The sequence below is a fragment of the Falsirhodobacter sp. 20TX0035 genome (assembly GCF_028307215.1).
Lineage (GTDB): Bacteria > Pseudomonadota > Alphaproteobacteria > Rhodobacterales > Rhodobacteraceae > Falsirhodobacter.
The window spans coordinates 261,941-282,706 of sequence record NZ_JAQMHV010000001.1; the positions used below are offsets into that span (position 1 = coordinate 261,941).

Sequence of the window (20,766 nt, forward strand, 5' to 3'; positions counted from 1 at the left end):
GGGGAGGCCACTTGAACTGGGAAAGGTGATCGCATGATTGCTCGACAAAGCCGTGCCTATCGTGTGGCCCGACTGGCCGCCGCACAGAAGCGCACACCTGAAACGGACCGAACCCTTGGCATCCTTCTGGCGGCCATCGCGGGCAGCCTGAACGCCGGCGGCTTTCTTTTGCTGTCGCAATACACCTCCCACATGACGGGGCACCTGTCGAATATGTCAGGCGGGCTCGTCTTCTCCAATCTCATCATGCTGCTGGACAGTCTGGCGGCGGTGACGGGCTTCGTGCTGGGCGCGGCCCTGTCGGCGGCGATGATCGCCTGGGGGCAGCTGAACAACTCCCGCCTCTGCTATGCGCTGCCGCTGGGCGTGCAGGGCGTGCTGCTGGCGGCGCTGGCCCTGATCACCACCCTGCCCGACGGGGTGGAGCATCGGATCGCCATCATCAACGTCTGCTTCGTCATGGGGCTTCAGAACGCCACGATCACCCGCATTTCCGGCGCACGCATCCGCACCAGCCACGCGACCGGCCTGATCACCGACATGGGGATCGAGATCGGACGTTCGCTTTACCGGCTGGTCGCGCCGCGTTCGGGCGTGGTGGCCGACACGGGGCGTCTGTGGCTGTATGTGCAGCTGGTGCTGGCCTTCATCATCGGCGGCATCCTGGGCGCCGTGGGTCACGGGATGATCGGCTGGAACTTCGCGATCCCCCCGGGCCTTGCCCTGATCGCCCTGGCCCTGTGGAGCCCGCGCCACAAGGCGCGCGAGGAAGGCTTCGCCTAACCCTGCAGCGTCCGGGCCGCCTCGTCGCGCATGGCGCGCAGATCGACGATGGCCCGGTCCAGCGCCTCGCGCTGGCGGACCAGCTCGCCCAGCTTGCGGTCCGCAATGTCGACGATGGAGCGGCGTTCGGCCTCGGCGCCCTGGCTTTGCGACAGGATCAGCCATTGCCGGATCTCCTCCAGCGAAAAGCCGAACCGCTTGCCGCGCAGGATGACCTCCATCCGCCGCACCTCGCGCGGGCCGTAGAACCGGGCGCGCCCTTCCTTGTGCGGCTGCAGAAGCTCGATGTACTCGTAATAACGCAAGGTGCGCGGGGTCACGTCGAACCGGGCGCACATGTCCTTGAAACTCAGCAGATCGTCGGTCATCCCGCCCTCCTGCCCGATCAGATAGCGCCCGGGGGCAGGCCAGCAATCCGCCTTGCGTCACATCCTGATTGGCGGCAGGATCGTGCCATGGAACTGCTGGACCGCGCCCGTCACTTCATCGCCGTCATTCCCCACTGCGCCGCTCTGGGTATCACCGTCCGGGACGTCGGCTCCGGCCGCGCCACGCTGGCCCTGCCCTATGACCGGCGCCTGATTGGCGATCCGGCCACCGGCGTCATCGCCGGCGGGGCGGTGTCGGTTCTGCTGGACTCGGCTTCCGGAGCCGCCGTCATGGCGCATCCGGAGGCAGAGGGCCTCACCTCCACGATCGATCTGCGCATCGACTATCTGCGGGCGGCGACGCCGGGCCAGACGATCCTTGCGCAGGCCGAATGCTATCACGTCACCCAGCACGTGGCCTTCGTGCGCGCCGTGACCCATGACGACGACGCAGACCGCCCCGTGGCCGTGGCGACCGGGACCTTCACCATCCTGCGCGAGGGGACATGATCGAACCCGTCCACACCGTGAAGGCCCGCCGTGACGGGGCGCTGGCCGACCTCTTGGCCAGCGTGCCCTATCTCGATTTCCTCGGCATGCGCTTCGACCGCCGGGGGGACGAGTTGACGGCCATCCTGCCCTTCCGCGACAGCCTGATCGGCGTGCCCGTGCCCCCCGCGATCCACGGTGGCGTCACCGCGGCGTTTCTGGAGATGACGTCCCTGATCGAGCTGGCCTGGACCTCCACCTGGACGCAGATGGAGGCGGGGGCCCCGCGCCCCGCCTTGCCGCGCACCATCAACATGACGATGGACTACCTGCGCCCCGGCCTGCCCCGCGACGCCTATGCCCGCGCCCGCGTGGTCCGCTTCGGCCGCCGCTACGCCAGCGTCCACGTGGAGGCGTGGCAGGACAACCGCGACCGCCTGTTCGCCCAGGCCACGGGGCATTTCCTGATGCCCCCGGGCGCGTGACCCCTTTCCTTTTTTCCCAATTCACCCTATAGGCGCATCCTTCGACCCCATGCACCCTTGGAGGATGGGGCGATCAACCAGTATTGGAGATAAACCAATGGCGAAAGAGATCCCTGATCTTCAGGCCACGGTGCGCGCGGGGACAGGCAAGGGGGCCGCCCGTCAAGCTCGTCGTGACGGACTCGTTCCGGGCATCGTGTATGGCGACGGCAAAGAGCCCGTGTCCATCAACATGAACTTCAACTACCTTTTGAAGCGCCTGAAGCAGGGCCGCTTCCTGTCCACGCTGTGGAACCTGAAGGTCGAAGGCCAGGACGACGTCCGCGTCATCTGCCGTTCGGTCCAGCGTGACGTGGTGAAGGACCTGCCGACGCACGTCGACTTCATGCGCCTGCACCGCAACAGCCGCATCAACCTGTTCATCCACGTCGACTTCGTGAATCACGAAGCGTCGCCCGGCATCAAGCGCGGCGGCACCCTGGTCGTGGTTCGCAACGAGGTGGAGCTGGAGGTTCTGGCGTCGGACATCCCGGACCACATCACCGTGGACCTGACCGGCAAGCAGATCGGCGACGTGATCCACATCAACGACGTGACGCTGCCGAACGGCGCGAAGCCCACGATCGACCGCAACTTCGTGATCGCGAACGTGTCGGCGCCGTCGGGGTTGGTGTCGGAAGACAACGCGGCCAGCGACGACGCGGCCGAGTGATCCTTTCGCGGATCGACGATGGAAAGGGCGCGGTTCTCCGCGCCCTTTTTGCATGGGTTTGGGCGCAAGGTTTGCAAGAACGGGCGCGGCTGCTAGAACCGGGGAAACGGAGGATGCGATGAAGCTGTGGGTCGGCCTTGGAAATCCCGGTGCGAAATATGCCGGCAACCGTCACAACATCGGCTTCATGGCCCTGGACCGGATCGCCGCGGATCACGGCTTCGCGCCCTGGCGGAAGGGATTTCAGGGGCTGGTGTCCGAAGGGCGGCTGGGCGCGGGCAAGGTCGCGCTGCTGAAGCCCGAAACGTTCATGAACAACTCCGGCCAGTCGGTAGGCGAGGCGATGCGCTTCTGGAAGCTGACGCCAGCGGATGTGGTGGTCTTTCATGACGAACTGGACCTGGCTCCCGGCAAGGTGCGCGTTAAGACGGCGGGCGGCCATGCCGGCCACAACGGGCTGCGGTCCATCCACGCCCATATTGGCGAGGCGTATGACCGCATCCGGCTAGGCATCGGCCATCCGGGGCACAAGGACCGCGTGGCGGGCTATGTTCTTGCCGATTTCGCCAAGGCCGAGGCGGAGTGGCTGGACGACGTGATGCGCGGCCTGTCCGACGGCGCCCCGGCGCTGGGCGACGGGGATGCCCCCCGCTTCCTGAACGCCGTGGCGCAGCGCGTGGCCCCGCCTCGCCCGTCCACGGGTGCGGCGCGGCCTGCGCCCGTCCCCAACCCGGCCGCCGTGCCCGAAGACACGCGCAGCCCCATGCAGAAGCTGATGGAGAAGTTCCGATGATCGAACCGTCGCTCAACGTTCTGGGAGAGGAGCTTCAGCCCTGCTCGGTTTCACCGCTGACCGGGTTCTACCGCAACGGCTGCTGCGACACGGGGCCGGAGGATCGGGGCGTCCACACCGTCTGCGCCATCCTGACGGACGAGTTTCTGGCCATGTCGAAATATCTCGGCAACGACCTGTCCACGCCGCGGCCGGACTTCGGTTTTGCCGGGCTGAAGGCCGGCGACCGCTGGTGCCTGTGCGCCGGGCGCTTCCTTCAGGCGCATGAGGAAGGGGCCGCGCCGCAGGTGCGCCTCGCCTCCACCCACCAGCGGACGCTGGACATCGTCCCGCTGGACGTCCTGCGCCAATACGCGCAGGACGCCTGATCAGATCTTCATGTCGAAGCCGAGGTGCTTGGCAACGGTGAAGATGTCCTTGTCGCCCCGGCCGCACATGTTCATGACGATGATGTGGTCCTTGGGCAGCGTCGGCGCGATCTTCATCACGTGCGCCAGCGCATGGCTCGGCTCCAGCGCGGGGATGATGCCTTCCAGCGCGCAGCACAGCTGGAACGCCTCCAGCGCCTCCACATCCGTGACATAGACGTATTGCGCGCGACCCGTGTCGTGCAGCCAGGCATGCTCTGGCCCGATCCCGGGATAGTCGAGCCCAGCGGAGATGGAGAAGCCCTCCAGGATCTGCCCGTCGCTGTCCTGCAGCAGATAGGTGCGGTTGCCGTGCAGCACGCCGGGGCGCCCGCCCGTCAGACTGGCGCAATGCTGCATGTTGGCGTCCACGCCCTTGCCGCCCGCTTCCACGCCGATGATCCGCACGGAAGGGTCGTCAAGGAACGGGTGGAACAGGCCGATGGCGTTCGACCCGCCGCCGATGGCCGCGATCAGGGTGTCGGGCAGACGGCCCTCGCCCTCCTGCTCGGCCAGCTGGGTGCGGACTTCCTTGCCGATGATGGACTGGAAATCGCGCACCATCGCCGGATAGGGATGCGGGCCGGCAGCCGTGCCGATGCAATAGAAGGTGTCGCGCACATTGGTCACCCAGTCACGCAGCGCGTCGTTCATGGCGTCCTTCAGCGTGCCGCGGCCCGAAGTGACTGGCACCACCTCGGCCCCCAGAAGGCGCATGCGGAAGACGTTGGGCGCCTGCCGTTCCACATCATGCGCGCCCATGTAGACCACGCATTTCAGCCCGAACTTCGCGCAGACCGTCGCCGTCGCCACGCCGTGCTGGCCGGCACCCGTTTCCGCGATGATCCGCGTCTTGCCCATGCGGCGCGCCAGGATGATCTGGCCCAGCACGTTGTTGATCTTGTGGGCGCCGGTGTGGTTCAGCTCGTCCCGCTTCAGGTAGATCTTTGCCCCGCCCAGATGTTCCGTCAAACGCTCGGCATGATACAGCGGCGAAGGGCGGCCCACGTAATGCGTCCACAGGTCCGTCATCTCGGCCCAGAAGTCCGGATCGGTCTTGGCGTGTTCGTAGCGCGCCTGCAGATCCAGGATCAGCGGCATCAGCGTTTCGGACACGAAGCGCCCGCCAAAGATGCCGAAACGTCCCTGTTCGTCCGGACCGTTCATGAAGCTGTTGATACCGTCGTCGGCCATGACGTCTCTCCTCGTGTGACGTGCGTGGTCTATACCCGTTCGGGGCGCAGTTCAACGCAGGCGCGGAACCGCCGGGCCCGTGGCCGCGCGCACGAAGTCCGCGATCTTGCCGTGATCCTTCACCCCGCGCGCCGCCTCCACGCCCGAGGAGACGTCGACCTGCCGCACGTTCGTCAGCCGGATCGCCTCGGCCACGTTCTCGGGCGTCAGTCCGCCGGCCAGCATCCACGGCTTCAGCCAGCGGCGGCGCGCCACCAGCCGCCAGTCGAAGGCCAGCCCGTTGCCGCCGGGCAGCGCCGCGTCCTTCGGGGGCTTCGCGTCGATCAGAAGCTGGTCGGCGGCAAGGCTCATCTCAATCAGGCCGGCCAGATCGCCTTCATCCGCGACGCCCATCGCCTTCATCACGGGAAGGCCGTAGCGGGCCCGAACCTCGGCCACCCGTTCGGGCGATTCGTGGCCATGAAGCTGAAGCATGTCCAGCGGCACGGCTTCCACGATGGCGTCCAGCGCCTGATCGTCCGCGTCCACGACCAGTGCAACCTTCGCCACGCCCGGGGGGGCGGCCAGGGCCACGGCCCGGCCTTCCTCCAGCGTCAGGTGCCGGGGGGATTTGGGAAAGAAGACAAGGCCCGCATACTGAGCCCCAGACGCCGCCACGACGGCCATGTCGGCCTCCGTCCGGAGGCCGCAGATCTTCACGCGGATGTCGGCCATCAGACGGTCTTGTTGTCCAGGATCGCCAGAACCTCGTCCTTGGGCTGTTCCTGGCGCAGGGTCGCCACCTCGGCCCGCAGCTTCGACGCTTCGCGCTGGCTTTGGATCGCCCCCGTGCGGATCTGGTGTTCGCGCAGGAATTCCCACACAAAGCCGATCAGCAGGCCCACCGCCGCTGCCAAAAGGATCACGAGGAACAGCGGCATCCGGAACGACCAGTCCCAGCCGAAGAAGGCCGAGATGCCGTCGGGCAGCAGGCTGATCGTCACCAGTTCCCGGTTGGCGATCGCCACGCTCAGCAGCAGGACGGCCAGGATGACCAGCAGGGCAATTCGAATCCAGCGCAAAGTTCTACCTTCCGTTCAAGCGATCGCGCAGCAGCTTGCCCGTCTTGAAGAAGGGCACGCTCTTGTCATCGACATCCACGGCCTCACCCGTCCGGGGATTGCGGCCCACCCGTGCATCGCGGTCCTTCACGGAAAACGCGCCGAAGCCCCGCAATTCGACCCGGTCGCCGCGGGACAGGGCCTGAATGATCTCGTCGAAGACGGTGTGGACGATGCGTTCCACATGCCGCTGCGTCAGATGCGGGTTTTCGTCCGCGATCTTCTGAATAAGTTCCGATCGGATCATCGTCCCCCCACATGCGATGATGGACCCTCTATCCGACTGATTATAGGACAGGTTGTTCCCAAGACCAACCGGCGAATGCAAAAAGGCCCCGCCAAGCGGCGGGGCCTTTCCGGAAGCGGTCGATCGATCAGCGACGATCTTTGAGCGCGGCGCCCAGGATGTCGCCCAGCGAAGCGCCGGAGTCCGAGGAGCCGTACTGTTCCACGGCTTCTTTTTCTTCCGCGATCTCGCGTGCCTTGATCGACAGGCCCAGACGGCGGGTCTTGCTGTCCACGTTCGTCACGCGGGCATCGACCTTGTCGCCGACCTGGAAGCGCTCGGGGCGCTGGTCGCCACGATCGCGGGCCAGATCCGAACGACGGATGAAGGCCTTCATCTGGTTGTACTCAACCTCGATGCCGCCCTCTTCGATCGCCGTCACGGTGCAGGTCACGATCGAACCACGCTTCACGCCGTCCACCGCGTCCGTGAAGGTGTCCTCGCCCAGAGCCTTGATGGAGAGCGAGATGCGCTCCTTCTCGACGTCCACTTCGGTGACGGCGGCCTGGACCGTGTCGCCCTTGCGGTAGTTCTGGATCGCGTCTTCGCCGCGCTGGTCCCACGACAGGTCCGACAGGTGAACCATGCCGTCGATGTCGTTGTCGAGGCCGACGAACAGACCGAATTCGGTGATGTTCTTGACTTCGCCTTCGATGTTCGTGCCGACCGGGTGCGTTTCAGCGAACACTTCCCACGGGTTGCGCTGCGTCTGCTTCAGGCCGAGCGACACGCGACGTTTCGCGGAGTCGATCTCCAGAACCATGACGTCAACCTCTTGCGAGGTGGAGACGATCTTGCCGGGGTGCACGTTCTTCTTCGTCCAGGACATTTCCGAGACGTGAACCAGACCCTCGACGCCGGCTTCCAGTTCCACGAACGCGCCGTAGTCGGTGATGTTCGTAACGCGGCCCTTGTGGACCGAACCCAGCGGATACTGGATTTCCACCGAGTCCCACGGATCGGACTGGAGCTGCTTCATGCCCAGGCTGATGCGGTGGGTGTCCTTGTTGATCTTGATGACCTGGACCTTCACGGTCTCGCCGATCGACAGGATCTCGGACGGGTGGTTGACGCGGCGCCAGGCCATGTCCGTCACGTGCAGCAGGCCGTCCACGCCGCCCAGGTCCACGAACGCACCGTATTCGGTGATGTTCTTGACCACGCCGTCGACCGTCTGGCCTTCGTGCAGCGCCGAGATGACTTCCGCACGCTGTTCGGCGCGCGATTCTTCCAGGATGGCGCGACGCGAGACAACGATGTTGCCGCGGCGACGGTCCATCTTCAGGATCTGGAACGGCTGCTTCAGACCCATCAGCGGGCCGGCATCGCGCACGGGGCGCACGTCAACCTGCGAACCCGGAAGGAACGCCACGGCGCCGCCCAGATCCACGGTGAAGCCGCCCTTGACGCGGCCGAAGATCGCGCCGTCGACGCGGGCTTCGGAAGCGTAGGCTTTTTCCAGACGGTCCCACGCTTCTTCGCGACGGGCTTTCTCACGGCTGATGACAGCCTCGCCACGCGCGTTCTCGACGCGGTCCAGATACACCTCGACTTCGTCGCCGACATTGATGTCGGGCGTTTCGCCGGGGTTTGCGAATTCTTTCAGATCAACGCGGCCTTCCATCTTGTAGCCGACGTCGATGATGGCCTGGCCCGCCTCGATGGCGATCACGCGGCCTTTGACAACCGAACCTTCGTCCGGGGTGTCGATCTCGAAGCTTTCCTTCAGAAGGGCTTCGAATTCTTCCATGGTAGATTTAGCGCACATGCGGTTTCAGTTTCCTTTATACGGTTTTCTGGCCTTGCGGTTGGCTCCGCCGGTCTTTTCGAAACAACTGCGGGAAACACGAAAGGGCCGAGGCTTACGCCCGACCCTGTTCGATCACCTCGCGGATGGCTCTCGCGGCCGTCTCGACTGCGGCGGATATACTCATTTCCGTCGTGTCAAGCAAGAGCGCATCGGGCGCGGCCACCATTGGGGCCGTGGCGCGTTCGACGTCGCGCCGGTCACGCTCGATCACCTGGGCCAGAACCTCGGCCTCGTCCCCGCCCACTTCCTTCCAGCGGCGGTGCGCGCGCACCGGGGCGCTGGCGGTCACGAACAACTTCACCTCCGCCTCGGGGCAGATAACGGTGCCAATGTCGCGCCCGTCCAGCACCGCCCCGCCCTCGGCCCGGGCAAAACGCTTCTGGAACGCGATCAGCGCCTCCCGCACCTCGGGGATCACGGCCACGCGGCTCGCCGCCTCCCCTGCGCCAAGGCTGCGCAGGTCGTCGCGCAGCAGATCCTCGGGCCGCAGCGCCTGCGCCGCCGCCACCGGATCGCCGCCCTTGGCGCCCACGGCACGATACAGAAGGCCGGTGTCCAGATGCCGGAACCCGAATCGTTCCGCCACGGCGCGCGAGATCGTGCCCTTGCCCGCCGCCGCCGGCCCGTCGATGGCCACCGTGAAGATCATGCCCGGATGTCCGCGCCCAGACCCGTCATCAGCGCCCCGAAGATCGGGAAGGAGGTGGAGATCGCCTCGCCGTCGTCCACCGTCACCGGCGCCTGCGCGGCCATCCCCAGCACGAGGAAGCTCATCGCGATGCGGTGGTCCAGATGCACGGCCACCGTCGCGCCGCCCGGAACGTCGCCGCCCCGTCCGTGCACGATCAGCGTGTCCTCGTCCTCCTCGATGCGCACGCCGCAAGCCTCGAGGCCGCGGGCCATCGCGTCGATCCGGTCGGATTCCTTCACCCGCAGCTCCTTCACGCCGCGCATCACGGTCTTCCCTTCGGCAAAAGCCGCGACCACCGACAGGATCGGGTATTCGTCGATCATCGACGGCGCACGCTCCGGCGGCACCTCAATGCCCTTGAGGGAGGAGAACTTAACGCGCAGGTCGGCCACCGGCTCTCCGCCCTCCTCGCGCACGTTTTCGAAGGTGATGTCGGCGCCCATCTCCACCAGCGTGGGATAAAGGCCGTTGCGCGTCAGGTTCTGGCTGACGCCCGGCACGAAGATGTCGGAGCCTTCGACGATCAGCGCCGCGCAGACCGGGAACGCGGCCGAGGACGGATCGCGCGGCACCGCCACCTCTTGCGGGCGCAGCTCGGGCTGGCCGGTCAGGGTGATGACGTTGCCCTGCGCCGTCTTTTCCACATGCACCTGCGCGCCGAAGCCCGCCAGCATCCGTTCGGAATGGTCGCGCGTCGCTTCGCGCTCGATCACGACCGTTTCTCCGGGCGCGTTCAGGCCGGCCAGCAGCACGGCCGATTTCACCTGCGCCGAAGGGACGGGCACCTCGTAGCGCACGGGCACCGGACGGGCCGCACCCACCAGCGTCATCGGCAGCCGCCCGCCCTTGCGCCCGTAAGCCTGCGTGCCGAACAACGCCAGGGGATCCGTCACCCGCGCCATCGGGCGCTTGCGCAGCGACGCGTCGCCCGTGAACGTCACCGTCATGTCCGACGTGGCCATGGCCCCCATGATGAGCCGCACCCCGGTGCCAGAATTGCCGCAGTCCAGAACCTGCTCCGGCTCACGAAAGCCGCCGACGCCCACGCCGAAGACCGACCAGCTGCCCTGCCCGTGGCGGATCACCTCGGCCCCGAAGGCGCGCATGGCGGCGGCCGTGTCCAGCACGTCCTGCCCTTCCAGAAGCCCGGTGACCTTTGTTTCCCCCACGGCCATCGCGCCCAGGATCAGCGACCGGTGGCTGATGGACTTGTCGCCCGGAACCTCGGCCGTGCCCGTCAGGGGCCCGGAGCGTTGGGCGGTCATGGGTTTGGGCGTGCCGTGGCCGGACATGGGGCGTCTCCTCTTGCTGGAAACGCCCGTAGCACGATTGGCCTAACGACGGAAGGTCACGTAATGGGGCGCGCGGCCTTCGCGCAGCGCCTTCTGTTCATACCGGGTGGAATGCCAGTCGTCCCACGCGTCGGGACCTTCCTGCACCAGCGTGAAGCCGGCCTTCGGCCCCTCTTCCAGCGTCTGGCGGATGTAGTCGGGGATGTCTGAGGCGACGCGGAACTCTGCCCCCGGCTTCATCACGCGGTGCAGCGGGATCAGGTGATCCGGCGTCACGAAGCGGCGGCGGTGGTGCCGCGCCTTGGGCCAGGGATCGGGATAGTTCAGGAAGGCCTTCGCGATAGACGCCTCGGGCAGCACGTCCATCAGGTCCCGCGCATCGCCGGGATGGACGGCGACGTTCGTCACCTCTGCCGCGCGGATCTTGCCCAGCAGCATGGCAACGCCGTTGACATAGGGTTCGCAGCCGATGATGCCGATGTCGCGATTGGCGGCCGCCATGGCGACCATGTGTTCGCCCCCGCCGAAACCGACCTCCAGCCAGACCTCCTTGCCTCCGAACAGGGCGGACGGGTCGAGGGGCGTTCGTTCGGGATTCTCGTCCCACGTGATGCCGCGCGGGCGCAGGCTGTCCAGATCCTCGGCCAGATAGCCCTTCTGGCTCTGCCGAAGGGTCTTGCCGTGGATGCGGCCATAGAAGTTGCGGCGTTCGGGGTGAAGATCGTTCATTCCGACACCTCGGGCGGGTCGACCACGATGCGGCCGACGGTCAGGTCCACCGTGGGCACCACGATGCGGGTAAAGGGGAACAGCAGGCTTTCGCCCTTGCCCTGCACTTCCAGGATGTCGTCGGCGCCGTGGTTGTGCACGCCGCTGACACGCCCCAGAAGCTGGCCGCCGGTGTCGCGCACCTCCAGCCCGATCAGGTCGCTGTGATAGAATTCATCATCGCCCAGGGCGGGCAGACGGTCGCGCCCCACGAACAGCTGCGTGCCCTTCAGGGCGTCCGCGGCTTCCTTCGTGGTCACGCCGGTCAGGCGCGCGCCAAGGCCGCCCGCCACCGGGCGGGTCAGGGTCACGCCGAAGCTGCGCCCGTCCTCGGTCGTCAGGGGGCCGTAATCGGCGATGGCCGCCGGTTCCGCGCAGAAGCTTTTCAGCCGCACTTCCCCCCGGACACCGAACGACCCGGCAATGGCGCCCACGCAGATCTTGTCCATCACCCTCTCCGGAAAAAGACGGGGGGCACGCGGCCCCCCGGTCCCATCACTCGGCTTCGGCCGGTGCGGCGTTGCGGGCGGCTTTCTTGGCGGCCAGATCGGCGGCCTTCTTGCCCGGAACGGCGGATTTGGGGTTGTTGCGCTCGGTCTTGGCTTTCAGGCCGGCGGCTTCCAGGAAGCGGGCCACGCGGTCGGTCGGCTGCGCGCCCTGGCCCAGCCAGTACTGCACACGCTCCACGTTCATGACGATGCGGCTTTCGTCGTCCTTGGCCAGCAGCGGGTTGTAGGTGCCCAGCTTCTCCAGGAAGCGGCCGTCGCGCGGCATGCGCGTGTCGGTGGCGACGATGGAATAGTGAGGGCGTTTTTTCGAACCACCACGGGCGAGACGGATTTTCATGGCCATTGGGTTTCTCCTTTAAGATGGCATGGACCGAAGAAGGTCATTTCTGGTGTTGTTCGTGATGCCTGATGACTTCGGCGATGATGAAGTTCAGGAATTTCTTAGCAAACTCGGGGTCGAGGTCGGCTTCGCGGCTCAGCCATTCCAGCCGTTCGATCTGCCGCGCCTCGCGCGAGGGATCGGCGGGGGGCAGGTCGTATTCCGCCTTCAGCCGGCCCACGGCCTGCGTCTGGTTGAAGCGCTCGGCCAAGGTGTAGACGAGGATCGCATCCAGCCGGTCGATGCTGGCGCGATGTTCCTTCAGCAGCGCTTCGGCGCGTTGGGCGCTATCGGTCATGCAAGGCTCCTCGGGTTGGGGTGGCGCCAGACGTCGATGGGGAACGGTGCCTCCATCGGGGTGGCGTCACGGTCGATGACGGCGCCCATGCGCGCGGCCAGCGCCGCCGACCGGGTGTTGTCGGTGGCGATGTAGCTGACGGCGGTGGTCCAGCCCAAGGGGCCGAAGACATACTCGCGCGCGGCTAGGGCCGCCTCGTAGGCGATGCCCTGGCCTTCGGCCTCGGGCGCCCAGATGTGCCAGCCGATCTCCTGCTCGGGCTTTGCAGCCGGGAACCACGCCCCCGCCTGCCCCAGCACCGCGCCCGAACGGCGGTCGGTGATGACGAACTGGCCGAAGCCGCGCAGGATCCAGTGCCCCATGATCGCGGCGAAGCTGCGGAAGCTTTCCCGTTCCGCCTGCGGACCGCCGACCCAGCGGCACCGGTCGCCCGCCATGAAGGCGGCATAGACCGGGTAGTCCGTGGCGACAGGCGCGCGCAGGATCAGGCGTTCCGTTTCCAGAACCGGAGTGTTCGACAGCGCGATCATTTCTTGCGCATCATCCCCGACAGGCCGGCGGGCAGCGTCATGCCGCGGGGCAGGCCCATGCCGCCGGGCAGCCCGCCCTTCATCGCCTTGGCGGCGGCCTCCAGCTCGGCCGGGTCCATGTTGGCAAGATCCGGCGTCTTGCCGCCCATCATGCCCTTCAGGGCCTGCTTCATGGCGCCGCCCTTGCCCATCTTCTTCATCATGTCCGCCATCTGGCGGTGCTGCTTCAGAAGCTTGTTCAGCTCGGCAACCTCAAGCCCCGCCCCGGCGGCGATGCGCTTCTTGCGCGACGCCTGCAGAAGGTCGGGATTGGCCCGTTCCTTCTTCGTCATGGAATTGATCAGCGCGATCTGGCGGCGCAGCATGCGGTCGTCCATGCCGGCCTCGGCCGCGGCCTTCTGCATCTTGCCCATGCCCGGAAGCATGCCCATGACGCCCTGCATGCCGCCCATCTTCAGCATCTGGTCCAGCTGGTTCTTCAGGTCGTTCATGTTGAACAAACCTTTGGAGAAGCGGCGTGCCATGCGTTCGGCCTGCTCGGCCTCGAACGTTTCGCGCGCCTTTTCGACCAGCGCCACGATGTCGCCCATGCCAAGGATGCGGCCGGCCACGCGCTCGGGCTCGAAAGCCTCCAGCGCGTCCATCTTTTCGCCCAGGCCCACGAAGCGGATCGGCTTGCCGGTGATGTGGCGCATCGACAGCGCCGCACCGCCGCGCCCGTCGCCGTCCATCCGCGTCAGGACCACGCCCGAGATGCCGACCTGCCCGTCGAACTGCGTCGCCACGTTCACCGCGTCCTGCCCCGTCAGGCCATCGACCACCAGCAGCGTTTCGCGCGGCTGGGCGATGTCGCGGACGGCCTGAACCTCGGACATCAGGACTTCGTCGATGTGCAGGCGGCCGGCGGTGTCCAGCATCACGACGTCGTAGCCGCCCATTGCGGCCTGCGTCTTCGCACGTTTGGCGATGTCCACGGCCGACTGGCCCAGGATGATCGGCAGGCTGTCCACGCCGATCTGGCCGGCCAGAATCGCCAGCTGCTCCATTGCGGCGGGGCGGTTGGTGTCCAGCGAGGCGAGCAGGATGCGCTTGCCTTCGCGTTCCTTGAGGCGGCGGGCGATCTTGGCTGTCGTCGTCGTCTTGCCCGAACCTTGCAGACCCACCATCAGGATCGCGGTCGGCGGGTTGTCGATCTTCAGAGCGTCGGCCGGACCGTCGCCCGACAGCACGGCCACCAGTTCGTCATGGACGATCTTCACGACCTGCTGGCCCGGCGTCACGGATTTCGTGACATGCTGGCCCGCGGCCTTGGCCTGCACCCGCTTGACGAAGTCGCGCGCCACGGGCAGCGACACGTCGGCTTCCAGCAGGGCGGTGCGCACTTCGCGCAGGGCGGTGGCCACATCCTCGTCGGTCAGCGCGCCCTGACGGGTCAGGCGATCGAAGACGCCGCCAAGCCGTTCAGACAGATTCTCGAACATCGGCATCCCTTTCCAAATTACCTGCCCCGACATAGGCCGGAACGCTCCAAACACCAACGGCACCCACGGGCGCAACGCGCTGGTGGATGGCGATCCCCCGATCGGCGAGGGACCGGAGTCATTGGAACTCCGGAAAAATCAGGGTGCGTTTACGTCGCCCCGTGCCCGGAGTCAAGCGCGGCGTTGCATCTGCACCCCGGGGCGGTATGGTGTTCACGGATGCACAGCCGGGGGATCGCGTGGGCTTTGACAACTGGGACGAGGTGCGGACGGCCTTTCAGGTCGCGCGCATGGGCACTGTGTCCGGCGCGGCCGAGGCGCTGGGCGTGCACCACGCCACCGTGATCCGCCACATCGACGCCCTGGAAAAGCGTCTGGGCACGAAGCTGTTCCAGCGCCACGCCCGCGGCTACACCCCAACGGAAGCCGGGCGCGACCTCCTGTCCGTCGCCCAGACGACCGAGGAGCAGTTCGGTCAGCTCGCGTCCCGCATCCGCGGTCAGGGGGAAAAGGTGGCGGGGGAACTGGTCGTCACCTCCATCACCGGTGTTGCCGAACGGCTGATGCCGGTGCTGGCCGATTTCCAGGCCCTGCACCCGGCGCTGGTCGTGCGCTTTCTGTCCGACATGCGCGTTTTCCGCCTGGACTATGGCGAGGCGCATGTCGCCATCCGCGCCGGCGCCGCGCCGGAGGAGCCGGACAACGTGGCCCAGCCCCTGCCCCGGATGCGCAGCGGGCTTTACGCCTCGCAAGGCTATGTCGAACGCTACGGGATGCCGCAGGGGCTGACGGACCTGAACCGCCACCGCTTCATCACCGCCGAAGGCCCGATCGCGCGCGCGCCCTTCCACCGCTGGCTGGTGGAGGTCATTCCCCCCGAACGGATCATGGTCCGCGCCTCGGAAAGCCGGGCGCTGGAAGCGGCGGTGACCAGCGGGGCCGGCATCGGCTTTCTGTCGACCTTCCAAGCCGCCGGCCGCGACGATCTGGTGGAGGTGGTGCCCCCCCGCCCCGAATGGGACGCGCCCCTGTGGGTCGTGACCCATGTGGACCTGCACCGCACGCTGAAGGTGCAGACCTTCCTGGCCCATCTGAAGGACGCGGCGCGCACCTGGACGTGACCGTTTGTCCGCTTGCGCCGGGCGGCGGGACTGGCCACAGTGGCCGTCATGCCAGACCCCCGGGACCAAGCCATGACCGATGACCCCCAGCTGAAACGCCGCCGCCTGTCGGAGGTGCTGGAAGAGATCGCGCACGACCCGGCCCGGACCCGCGTGTCCATCTCCGACCTGATCGACGCGATGGCCGGGCGGGCCTTCGGAGCGTTGCTGCTGATCTTCGCACTGCCCAACGTGCTGCCGACGCCGCCCGGAACCTCGGGCATCCTGGGGCTGCCGCTGGTGTTCCTGGCCGCGCAACTGATGCTGGGCAAGACGCCGTGGCTGCCCGCCTTCATCGCCACACGGTCGATGGAGCGTGCGTCCTTCGCCACGCTGGTGGGCAAGATGACCCCGATCCTGGGCCGGGCGGAAAAGCTGCTGGTGCCGCGGCTGGCCTTCATGATCTCCCCCCTCTCCCAGCGGTTTCTGGGGGCGGCGCTGCTGATCCTGGCGCTGGTGCTGGCCCTGCCGATCCCCCTGGGCAACATGCTTCCGGCGCTGGCCATGACGATCATCTCGCTTGGCGTGCTGGAGCGTGACGGGCTGTGGGTCATCATCGGGCTGGTGCTGGGCGTGGTATCGCTGGTGATCGTCTGGGGCGTGATCTGGGCGCTGGTCGCCGGCGCCGTGTTCCTGATCCAGAACGCGTTCTAGACCCTGCGACGGGCCCGCAAGGCGGCGCCGATGGTGCCGTCGTCCAGATGGTCCAGTTCCCCGCCGACGGGAACGCCCTGCGCCAGCGAGGTGACGCGCACCCGCCCTTCCAGACGTTCCGCGATGTAATGGGCGGTGGTCTGGCCGTCGACGGTGGCGTTCAGGGCCAGGATCACCTCGGTCGCCCCTTCATCCCCCACGCGTTCGATCAGGGCCGGGATGCGGAGTTCGTCGGGACCGATCGCGTCCAGGGCGGACAGGGTGCCGCCCAGCACGTGATAGCGGCCGCGAAAGGCGCGGCCCCGCTCCATGGCCCAAAGATCGGCCACGTCCTCCACCACGCAGATCTCGCCGTTGGCGCGGCGGTCGTCGCGGCAAATGTGGCACAGGTCGGAATCGCCGATGTTGCCGCAGCGCACGCAGTCGCGGGCCGACAGGGCGACCTGCGCCATGGACTGCGCCAGCGGGGCCATCACCTGCCCCCGCTTCTTCAGCATGGTCAGCACCGCACGACGCGCCGATCGCGGCCCAAGGCCAGGCAGCCGGGCCATCAGGTCGATCAGCGTCTGGATGTCGCCCGGTGCCTCGCCCATGTCAGAAGGGCAGCTTCATGCCGGCGGGCAGGCCCAGGCTTTCGGTCATCTTCGCCATCTCGGCCTGATGACGGTCGGCGGCGGCCTTCTGCGCGTCCTTGATGGCGGCCAGGATCAGATCCTCCGCCACTTCCTTTTCCGACGCGACGAAGATGGACGGATCGATGTCCAGCCCTGTCAGGTCGCCCTTCACCGTGCAGCGCGCCTTGACCAGACCGGCCCCGGCCTCGCCCGTCACGATGGTGCGGCCCAGCTCTTCCTGAAGCTCGGTCATCTTCACCTGAAGATCCTGCGCCTGCTTCATCATCTTGGACATGTCGCCCAAACCGTTCAACCCGAACATCTCATTCCTCCTCGAAGGGGTCCCATTCATCTTCCACTTCCGGCAGCGCCTCGGCGGCGGCATCGGCCACCGGCGCCCGGATCTCGGCGATCTGCGCGCCCGGAAAGGCCGCGAGGATCGCCTGCACGAGGGGCAGGTCCATCGCCTGCGCCTTCGCCTCGTCCTGTTCCACCGCCTGCTGTTCGGCGATGGTGGGCTGGCCGCCCGAACCGACCACGGACACGCCCCAGCGTTGCCCGGTCCAGCCCTGCAACCGCTGCGCCAGCCGCGAGGCCAGATCGCGGGGGGCGGTGGGGCCCGGTTCGAACTCGATCCGGCCGGGCTGGTAGCTGACAAGGCGAAGGTTGTTCTCAACCTCGTACAGCAGGGTCATGTCGCGCTTGTCGCGGATCAGGCCCACGACAGAGTCGAACGTGGCCGGCAAGGCGTTGGCCACCGTGCCGCCGCCCACCGCGCGGGCCATGCGCGTCCCGCCGCCCCCGCCCTGCGGCGCGGCCGGGGCCGGCGCGTGCGTGGGCTGCGGCAGGGACTGGATGCGGCGGATCAACTGTTCGGGATCCGGCAGGTCGGCCACATGCGTCAGCCGGATGATCGCCATCTCGGCCGCCATCATGGCATTCGGCGCGGCGGCCACCTCCTCCAGCGCCTTCAGCAGCATCTGCCAAGCGCGGGTGAGTACCCGCATCGGCAGGTTGCCGGCCATCTCCAGCCCCCGGCTGCGTTCGTCGGGGGAGGTGGTGGGATCGTCCGCCGCCTCCGGCGTGATCTTGATGACGGAGATCCAGTGCGTGATCTCGGCCAGGTCGCGCAGCACGGCAATCGGATCGGCCCCGTCGGCATACTGGCCCGCAAGCTCCGACAGCGCGCCCGCCGCGTCGCCCTTCATCACCAGATCGAACAGGTCGAGCACGCGGCCCCGGTCCGCCAGCCCCAGCATGGCGCGGACCTGATCGGCCGTCGTCTCCCCGGCCCCATGGCTGATGGCCTGATCCAGAAGGCTGGTCGCGTCGCGGGCGGACCCTTCGGCGGCGCGCGTGATCAGGGCCAGCGCGTCGTCGGTGATCTGCGCGCCCTCGTTCCCCGCGATGCGCTGCAGAAGGCCGATCATCACCTCCGGCTCGATCCGCTTCAAATCGAACCGCTGGCAGCGGGACAGGACGGTGACCGGCACCTTGCGGATTTCCGTTGTGGCGAAGATGAACTTCACATGGGCGGGCGGTTCCTCCAGCGTCTTCAGCAGCGCGTTGAACGCGCTGGTGGACAGCATGTGAACCTCGTCGATGATGTAGATCTTGTAGCGGGCCGAGGCCGCCCGGTAATGCACCGATTCCGTGATCTCGCGGATGTCGCCCACGCCGGTGCGGGACGCCGCGTCCATCTCCATCACGTCGACATGGCGGCCTTCGGCGATGGCGCGGCAGGCGTCGCAGGTGCCGCAGGGGTCGGTGGTGGGGCCGCCGTTTCCGTCCGGCCCCGTGCAGTTCAGCCCCTTCGCGATGATCCGCGCCGTGGTGGTCTTTCCCGTGCCGCGGATGCCCGTCATGATGAAGGCATGCGCGATCCGGTCGGCGGCGAAGGCGTTCTTCAGCGTGCGCACCATCGCCTCCTGCCCGACCAGGTCGGCGAAGGTTTCGGGGCGGTACTTGCGGGCCAGCACCTGATAGGCGGTGGCGGAGGCGTCGGTCATTCGTGGGTCCCGATTTGATCGTCGCCCCAAGGTAAGGACCCGGCGCGCCTTCGTCCACCCGTCACGCGGACAGGGAGGCCATGTCGATCACGAAACGATAGCGCACGTCGGACTTCTCCATCCGCTCGAACGCCTCGTTGATCTCGTCCATGCGGATCATCTCGCATTCTGGCAGGATGTCCATGCGGCCACAGAAATCCAGCATTTCCTGCGTTTCGGTGATGCCGCCGATCAGCGACCCCGCCACGCGGCGGCGGCCCATGATCATCGGCACGGTCATCGGTTCGTCCAGCGGACCGACCTGCCCGACCAGGCACAGCGTGCCGTCGATGTCCAGAAGCGGCATGTAGGGGTTGATGTCGTGCTTCACCGGCACCGTGTCGATGATGACGTCGAAGCCGTTCGCGGCCTCGCCCATGGCCGCCTCGTCGGCCGAGATCAGGAACGCGTGCGCGCCCAGTTCCTCCGCATCGCCCTGCTTGGAGGCGGAGCGGGAGATGACCGTCACATGCGCGCCCAGCGCCACCGCGAGCTTGATCGCCATGTGGCCAAGACCGCCCATGCCCACTACGCCCACCCGGCTGCCGGGGCCGACACCGAAGGTGCGCAGCGGCGAATAGGTGGTGATCCCGGCGCACAGCAGCGGGGCCGCGCGCGACAGGTCCAGCCCTTCGGGGATGTTCAGCACGAATTCCTGACGCACCACGACATGCCTGGAATAGCCGCCCTTGGTGATGTCGCCGGTGATGCGGTCGGGGCTGCCATAGGTCTGGGTCATGCCCTCGCGGCAATACTGCTCCTCGCCGCCATGGCACTGGTCGCAGTGCTGGCAGCTGTCCACCATGCAGCCCACGCCCACCTGATCGCCCACCAGGAAGTCGGTCACGGCCGAGCCCACCTCGGTCACGCGGCCGATGATCTCGTGCCCCGGCACGACGGGATAGCTGGAAAAGCCCCAATCGTTCCGGACGGTGTGCAGGTCGGAATGGCAGACCCCGCAATACAGGATCTCGATCGCGACATCCTCGGGCCGCAGGTCGCGCCGTTCGAAGGCCATGGGCTCCAATGCGCCGTCGCTGGTTTTCGCACCGTATCCGAGCGTCTGCATGATGGTGTCCTTCCATGTGCGGGGTTGGCGTGAATCCTAGCCGGAAGGGCGTGCAGGACAAGGCCATGCCCCTATCAATTGGCGCGGAGGTTCCAGACCCATGGCCGCAGCACAAGTCGGCGTGCCAGCGTTCCGGCATGAAGAAGTATGGCCGCACCTTTCACCTGCCCTCCTCCCCCGGCGCGACGAGCGATGACAAGATCATGTCTTCGTTGAAGGGGCTGATGGTCGACGACCTGATCGTAACCGAGAAGATAGACGGCGAAAACACCACGATCCACCGGGGCGGCTCCCACGCCCGCAGCCCCGACAGCCGCCATCACCCGTCCCGCGACTGGCTGAAGGCCTTCGCCGCCGGGATCTCGCCGCGTCTGAGCGAGGGTGAGCGGATCGTGGGCGAGAATTTCTACGCCCGCCATTCCATCCCCTATGACGCCCTGCCCTCCTACTTCCTCGCTTCGCCTGGATCGTGGGGGACGAGGTGCAGGCCTGGGACCGGACGCTGACGCGGTTCGAAGAGCTGGGCATCCCTGCGGTCCCCACGCTGTATCGCGGCCCCTACCGGCCCGGCCTGTTCGAGGATCTGGCGAGCCCGCTCGACCTGAACCGGCAGGAAGGCTTCGTGGTCCGGATCGCCGGCGCCTTTCCCGAAACGGCCATGCCGGAACGGATGGGAAAATACGTCCGGCCGGGGCATGTCCAGTCGGAGGTTCACTGGATGAAGGCGCCCCTTGTCCCCAACGTCTGGGAGGCTGACCACCCCCCCGTCCAAGGCTTCCGATAGGCGTGCGGGGGAAGGGTGGCAATGTTGCCCCCTTCACCACGATGCCGCGCGCGTTGATCACG

At 67.1% G+C, this 20,766-nt stretch carries 28 protein-coding genes; 10 read left to right on the forward strand and 18 right to left on the reverse strand.

What is annotated here, in order from left to right:
- Positions 1-33: 33 nt before the first annotated feature.
- Entirely contained in the window at positions 34-783 is a 750-nt protein-coding gene (locus PIJ50_RS01385) for a YoaK family protein (RefSeq protein WP_271972035.1), read from the forward strand.
- Here the strand turns inward: PIJ50_RS01385 and PIJ50_RS01390 are convergent.
- Complete coding sequence (locus PIJ50_RS01390; protein WP_271972037.1) at positions 780-1,151, reverse strand: MerR family DNA-binding protein; 372 nt, start codon at positions 1,149-1,151, stop codon at positions 780-782. The two genes, PIJ50_RS01385 and PIJ50_RS01390, sit on opposite strands and share 4 nt — an antisense overlap.
- Positions 1,152-1,238: 87 nt before the next feature.
- On the opposite strand from PIJ50_RS01390, the gene PIJ50_RS01395 reads away from it, so the two are divergent.
- The 5 genes from PIJ50_RS01395 (at position 1,239) to PIJ50_RS01415 (ending at position 3,998) form a co-directional block, all read left to right on the forward strand.
- Positions 1,239-1,661 (forward strand): PaaI family thioesterase, encoded by a 423-nt coding sequence (locus tag PIJ50_RS01395; protein WP_271972039.1) that lies wholly within the window; start codon positions 1,239-1,241, stop codon positions 1,659-1,661.
- The gene (locus tag PIJ50_RS01400) at positions 1,658-2,125 is read left to right on the forward strand and encodes a PaaI family thioesterase (protein ID WP_271972040.1); all 468 of its coding nucleotides are present in this window, start codon (positions 1,658-1,660) and stop codon (positions 2,123-2,125) included. Before PIJ50_RS01395 ends, PIJ50_RS01400 begins: the two co-directional genes overlap by 4 nt.
- Positions 2,126-2,222: 97 nt before the next feature.
- On the forward strand, positions 2,223-2,837 hold the full coding sequence (locus PIJ50_RS01405; RefSeq protein ID WP_271972042.1) for a 50S ribosomal protein L25/general stress protein Ctc: 615 nt from the start codon (positions 2,223-2,225) through the stop codon (positions 2,835-2,837).
- Between the two features lie 118 nt (positions 2,838-2,955).
- Complete coding sequence (gene pth, locus PIJ50_RS01410; RefSeq protein WP_271972043.1) at positions 2,956-3,630, forward strand: aminoacyl-tRNA hydrolase; 675 nt, start codon at positions 2,956-2,958, stop codon at positions 3,628-3,630.
- Positions 3,627-3,998, forward strand: a complete 372-nt coding sequence (locus PIJ50_RS01415; RefSeq protein WP_271972045.1) for a DUF2237 family protein — start codon at positions 3,627-3,629, stop codon at positions 3,996-3,998. The genes pth and PIJ50_RS01415 overlap by 4 nt, the downstream gene beginning before the upstream one ends.
- Here the strand turns inward: PIJ50_RS01415 and trpB are convergent, their stop codons facing one another.
- The 13 genes from trpB to ffh form a co-directional block, all read right to left on the reverse strand.
- Positions 3,999-5,231, reverse strand: a complete 1,233-nt coding sequence (trpB, locus tag PIJ50_RS01420; protein ID WP_271972047.1) for a tryptophan synthase subunit beta — start codon at positions 5,229-5,231, stop codon at positions 3,999-4,001.
- Between the two features lie 51 nt (positions 5,232-5,282).
- On the reverse strand, positions 5,283-5,945 hold the full coding sequence (locus PIJ50_RS01425) for a phosphoribosylanthranilate isomerase (RefSeq protein ID WP_271972048.1): 663 nt from the start codon (positions 5,943-5,945) through the stop codon (positions 5,283-5,285).
- Positions 5,945-6,292 carry a lipopolysaccharide assembly protein LapA domain-containing protein gene (locus tag PIJ50_RS01430; protein WP_271972050.1) on the reverse strand — a complete coding sequence of 116 codons (348 nt, stop codon included), beginning with the start codon at positions 6,290-6,292 and terminating at the stop codon, positions 5,945-5,947. Before PIJ50_RS01430 ends, PIJ50_RS01425 begins: the two co-directional genes overlap by 1 nt.
- Positions 6,293-6,296: 4 nt before the next feature.
- Entirely contained in the window at positions 6,297-6,578 is a 282-nt protein-coding gene (ihfB, locus tag PIJ50_RS01435; protein ID WP_271972052.1) for an integration host factor subunit beta, read from the reverse strand.
- A 127-nt stretch (positions 6,579-6,705) separates the two neighbouring features.
- A complete protein-coding gene (rpsA, locus tag PIJ50_RS01440; RefSeq protein WP_271972054.1) occupies positions 6,706-8,385 on the reverse strand; it encodes a 30S ribosomal protein S1 in 1,680 nt (559 codons plus the stop codon).
- Positions 8,386-8,479: 94 nt separating this feature from the next.
- Positions 8,480-9,076 (reverse strand): (d)CMP kinase, encoded by a 597-nt coding sequence (locus PIJ50_RS01445; RefSeq protein WP_271972056.1) that lies wholly within the window; start codon positions 9,074-9,076, stop codon positions 8,480-8,482.
- Positions 9,073-10,410 carry a 3-phosphoshikimate 1-carboxyvinyltransferase gene (gene aroA, locus PIJ50_RS01450; RefSeq protein WP_271972058.1) on the reverse strand — a complete coding sequence of 446 codons (1,338 nt, stop codon included), beginning with the start codon at positions 10,408-10,410 and terminating at the stop codon, positions 9,073-9,075. The genes PIJ50_RS01445 and aroA overlap by 4 nt, the downstream gene beginning before the upstream one ends.
- 42 nt (positions 10,411-10,452) lie before the next feature.
- Entirely contained in the window at positions 10,453-11,139 is a 687-nt protein-coding gene (trmB, locus tag PIJ50_RS01455) for a tRNA (guanine(46)-N(7))-methyltransferase TrmB (protein WP_271972060.1), read from the reverse strand.
- Positions 11,136-11,627 (reverse strand): ribosome maturation factor RimM, encoded by a 492-nt coding sequence (gene rimM / locus PIJ50_RS01460; protein WP_271972062.1) that lies wholly within the window; start codon positions 11,625-11,627, stop codon positions 11,136-11,138. Before rimM ends, trmB begins: the two co-directional genes overlap by 4 nt.
- 46 nt (positions 11,628-11,673) lie before the next feature.
- Positions 11,674-12,030, reverse strand: coding sequence for a 30S ribosomal protein S16 (gene rpsP, locus PIJ50_RS01465; RefSeq protein ID WP_271972064.1), 357 nt, complete (start codon positions 12,028-12,030; stop codon positions 11,674-11,676).
- A 37-nt stretch (positions 12,031-12,067) separates the two neighbouring features.
- Positions 12,068-12,364, reverse strand: a complete 297-nt coding sequence (locus PIJ50_RS01470) for a chorismate mutase (protein WP_271972066.1) — start codon at positions 12,362-12,364, stop codon at positions 12,068-12,070.
- Entirely contained in the window at positions 12,361-12,894 is a 534-nt protein-coding gene (locus tag PIJ50_RS01475; protein ID WP_271972068.1) for a GNAT family N-acetyltransferase, read from the reverse strand. The genes PIJ50_RS01470 and PIJ50_RS01475 overlap by 4 nt, the downstream gene beginning before the upstream one ends.
- Entirely contained in the window at positions 12,891-14,375 is a 1,485-nt protein-coding gene (gene ffh, locus PIJ50_RS01480; RefSeq protein WP_271972070.1) for a signal recognition particle protein, read from the reverse strand. Before ffh ends, PIJ50_RS01475 begins: the two co-directional genes overlap by 4 nt.
- A gap of 239 nt (positions 14,376-14,614) precedes the next feature.
- On the opposite strand from ffh, the gene PIJ50_RS01485 reads away from it, so the two are divergent.
- On the forward strand, positions 14,615-15,496 hold the full coding sequence (locus PIJ50_RS01485; RefSeq protein WP_271972072.1) for a LysR family transcriptional regulator: 882 nt from the start codon (positions 14,615-14,617) through the stop codon (positions 15,494-15,496).
- Between the two features lie 72 nt (positions 15,497-15,568).
- Positions 15,569-16,189 (forward strand): exopolysaccharide biosynthesis protein, encoded by a 621-nt coding sequence (locus tag PIJ50_RS01490; RefSeq protein ID WP_271972074.1) that lies wholly within the window; start codon positions 15,569-15,571, stop codon positions 16,187-16,189.
- On the opposite strand, the gene recR is transcribed toward PIJ50_RS01490, so the two are convergent.
- The 4 genes from recR to PIJ50_RS01510 all read right to left on the reverse strand — a co-directional run bounded on the left by recR (position 16,186) and on the right by PIJ50_RS01510 (position 19,920).
- On the reverse strand, positions 16,186-16,782 hold the full coding sequence (gene recR, locus PIJ50_RS01495) for a recombination mediator RecR (protein ID WP_271972075.1): 597 nt from the start codon (positions 16,780-16,782) through the stop codon (positions 16,186-16,188). The two genes, PIJ50_RS01490 and recR, sit on opposite strands and share 4 nt — an antisense overlap.
- A gap of 1 nt (position 16,783) precedes the next feature.
- Positions 16,784-17,125, reverse strand: a complete 342-nt coding sequence (locus PIJ50_RS01500) for a YbaB/EbfC family nucleoid-associated protein (protein WP_271972077.1) — start codon at positions 17,123-17,125, stop codon at positions 16,784-16,786.
- 1 nt (position 17,126) lies between these two features.
- Positions 17,127-18,812 (reverse strand): DNA polymerase III subunit gamma/tau, encoded by a 1,686-nt coding sequence (locus tag PIJ50_RS01505; RefSeq protein WP_271972078.1) that lies wholly within the window; start codon positions 18,810-18,812, stop codon positions 17,127-17,129.
- A 61-nt stretch (positions 18,813-18,873) separates the two neighbouring features.
- Complete coding sequence (locus PIJ50_RS01510; RefSeq protein WP_271972080.1) at positions 18,874-19,920, reverse strand: NAD(P)-dependent alcohol dehydrogenase; 1,047 nt, start codon at positions 19,918-19,920, stop codon at positions 18,874-18,876.
- A 65-nt stretch (positions 19,921-19,985) separates the two neighbouring features.
- On the opposite strand from PIJ50_RS01510, the gene PIJ50_RS16390 reads away from it, so the two are divergent.
- Positions 19,986-20,426, forward strand: a complete 441-nt coding sequence (locus tag PIJ50_RS16390) for an RNA ligase family protein (protein ID WP_334212711.1) — start codon at positions 19,986-19,988, stop codon at positions 20,424-20,426.
- Positions 20,402-20,704, forward strand: coding sequence for an RNA ligase family protein (locus PIJ50_RS16395; protein ID WP_334212712.1), 303 nt, complete (start codon positions 20,402-20,404; stop codon positions 20,702-20,704). Before PIJ50_RS16390 ends, PIJ50_RS16395 begins: the two co-directional genes overlap by 25 nt.
- The last annotated feature ends 62 nt before the right edge of the window (positions 20,705-20,766 follow it).

What these genes read in the sequence shown, in the direction of transcription:
- PIJ50_RS01385 (WP_271972035.1), top strand. Translation starts at nt 34, where the DNA reads ATGATTGCTCGACAAAGCCGTGCCTATCGTGTGGCCCGACTGGCCGCC.
- PIJ50_RS01390 (WP_271972037.1), bottom strand. Translation starts at nt 1,151, where the DNA reads ATGACCGACGATCTGCTGAGTTTCAAGGACATGTGCGCCCGGTTCGAC.
- PIJ50_RS01395 (WP_271972039.1), top strand. Translation starts at nt 1,239, where the DNA reads ATGGAACTGCTGGACCGCGCCCGTCACTTCATCGCCGTCATTCCCCAC.
- PIJ50_RS01400 (WP_271972040.1), top strand. Translation starts at nt 1,658, where the DNA reads ATGATCGAACCCGTCCACACCGTGAAGGCCCGCCGTGACGGGGCGCTG.
- PIJ50_RS01405 (WP_271972042.1), top strand. Translation starts at nt 2,223, where the DNA reads ATGGCGAAAGAGATCCCTGATCTTCAGGCCACGGTGCGCGCGGGGACA.
- pth (WP_271972043.1), top strand. Translation starts at nt 2,956, where the DNA reads ATGAAGCTGTGGGTCGGCCTTGGAAATCCCGGTGCGAAATATGCCGGC.
- PIJ50_RS01415 (WP_271972045.1), top strand. Translation starts at nt 3,627, where the DNA reads ATGATCGAACCGTCGCTCAACGTTCTGGGAGAGGAGCTTCAGCCCTGC.
- trpB (WP_271972047.1), bottom strand. Translation starts at nt 5,231, where the DNA reads ATGGCCGACGACGGTATCAACAGCTTCATGAACGGTCCGGACGAACAG.
- PIJ50_RS01425 (WP_271972048.1), bottom strand. Translation starts at nt 5,945, where the DNA reads ATGGCCGACATCCGCGTGAAGATCTGCGGCCTCCGGACGGAGGCCGAC.
- ihfB (WP_271972052.1), bottom strand. Translation starts at nt 6,578, where the DNA reads ATGATCCGATCGGAACTTATTCAGAAGATCGCGGACGAAAACCCGCAT.
- rpsA (WP_271972054.1), bottom strand. Translation starts at nt 8,385, where the DNA reads ATGTGCGCTAAATCTACCATGGAAGAATTCGAAGCCCTTCTGAAGGAA.
- PIJ50_RS01445 (WP_271972056.1), bottom strand. Translation starts at nt 9,076, where the DNA reads ATGATCTTCACGGTGGCCATCGACGGGCCGGCGGCGGCGGGCAAGGGC.
- aroA (WP_271972058.1), bottom strand. Translation starts at nt 10,410, where the DNA reads ATGTCCGGCCACGGCACGCCCAAACCCATGACCGCCCAACGCTCCGGG.
- trmB (WP_271972060.1), bottom strand. Translation starts at nt 11,139, where the DNA reads ATGAACGATCTTCACCCCGAACGCCGCAACTTCTATGGCCGCATCCAC.
- rimM (WP_271972062.1), bottom strand. Translation starts at nt 11,627, where the DNA reads ATGGACAAGATCTGCGTGGGCGCCATTGCCGGGTCGTTCGGTGTCCGG.
- rpsP (WP_271972064.1), bottom strand. Translation starts at nt 12,030, where the DNA reads ATGGCCATGAAAATCCGTCTCGCCCGTGGTGGTTCGAAAAAACGCCCT.
- PIJ50_RS01470 (WP_271972066.1), bottom strand. Translation starts at nt 12,364, where the DNA reads ATGACCGATAGCGCCCAACGCGCCGAAGCGCTGCTGAAGGAACATCGC.
- PIJ50_RS01475 (WP_271972068.1), bottom strand. Translation starts at nt 12,894, where the DNA reads ATGATCGCGCTGTCGAACACTCCGGTTCTGGAAACGGAACGCCTGATC.
- ffh (WP_271972070.1), bottom strand. Translation starts at nt 14,375, where the DNA reads ATGTTCGAGAATCTGTCTGAACGGCTTGGCGGCGTCTTCGATCGCCTG.
- PIJ50_RS01490 (WP_271972074.1), top strand. Translation starts at nt 15,569, where the DNA reads ATGACCGATGACCCCCAGCTGAAACGCCGCCGCCTGTCGGAGGTGCTG.
- recR (WP_271972075.1), bottom strand. Translation starts at nt 16,782, where the DNA reads ATGGGCGAGGCACCGGGCGACATCCAGACGCTGATCGACCTGATGGCC.
- PIJ50_RS01500 (WP_271972077.1), bottom strand. Translation starts at nt 17,125, where the DNA reads ATGTTCGGGTTGAACGGTTTGGGCGACATGTCCAAGATGATGAAGCAG.
- PIJ50_RS01505 (WP_271972078.1), bottom strand. Translation starts at nt 18,812, where the DNA reads ATGACCGACGCCTCCGCCACCGCCTATCAGGTGCTGGCCCGCAAGTAC.
- PIJ50_RS01510 (WP_271972080.1), bottom strand. Translation starts at nt 19,920, where the DNA reads ATGCAGACGCTCGGATACGGTGCGAAAACCAGCGACGGCGCATTGGAG.
- PIJ50_RS16390 (WP_334212711.1), top strand. Translation starts at nt 19,986, where the DNA reads ATGCCCCTATCAATTGGCGCGGAGGTTCCAGACCCATGGCCGCAGCAC.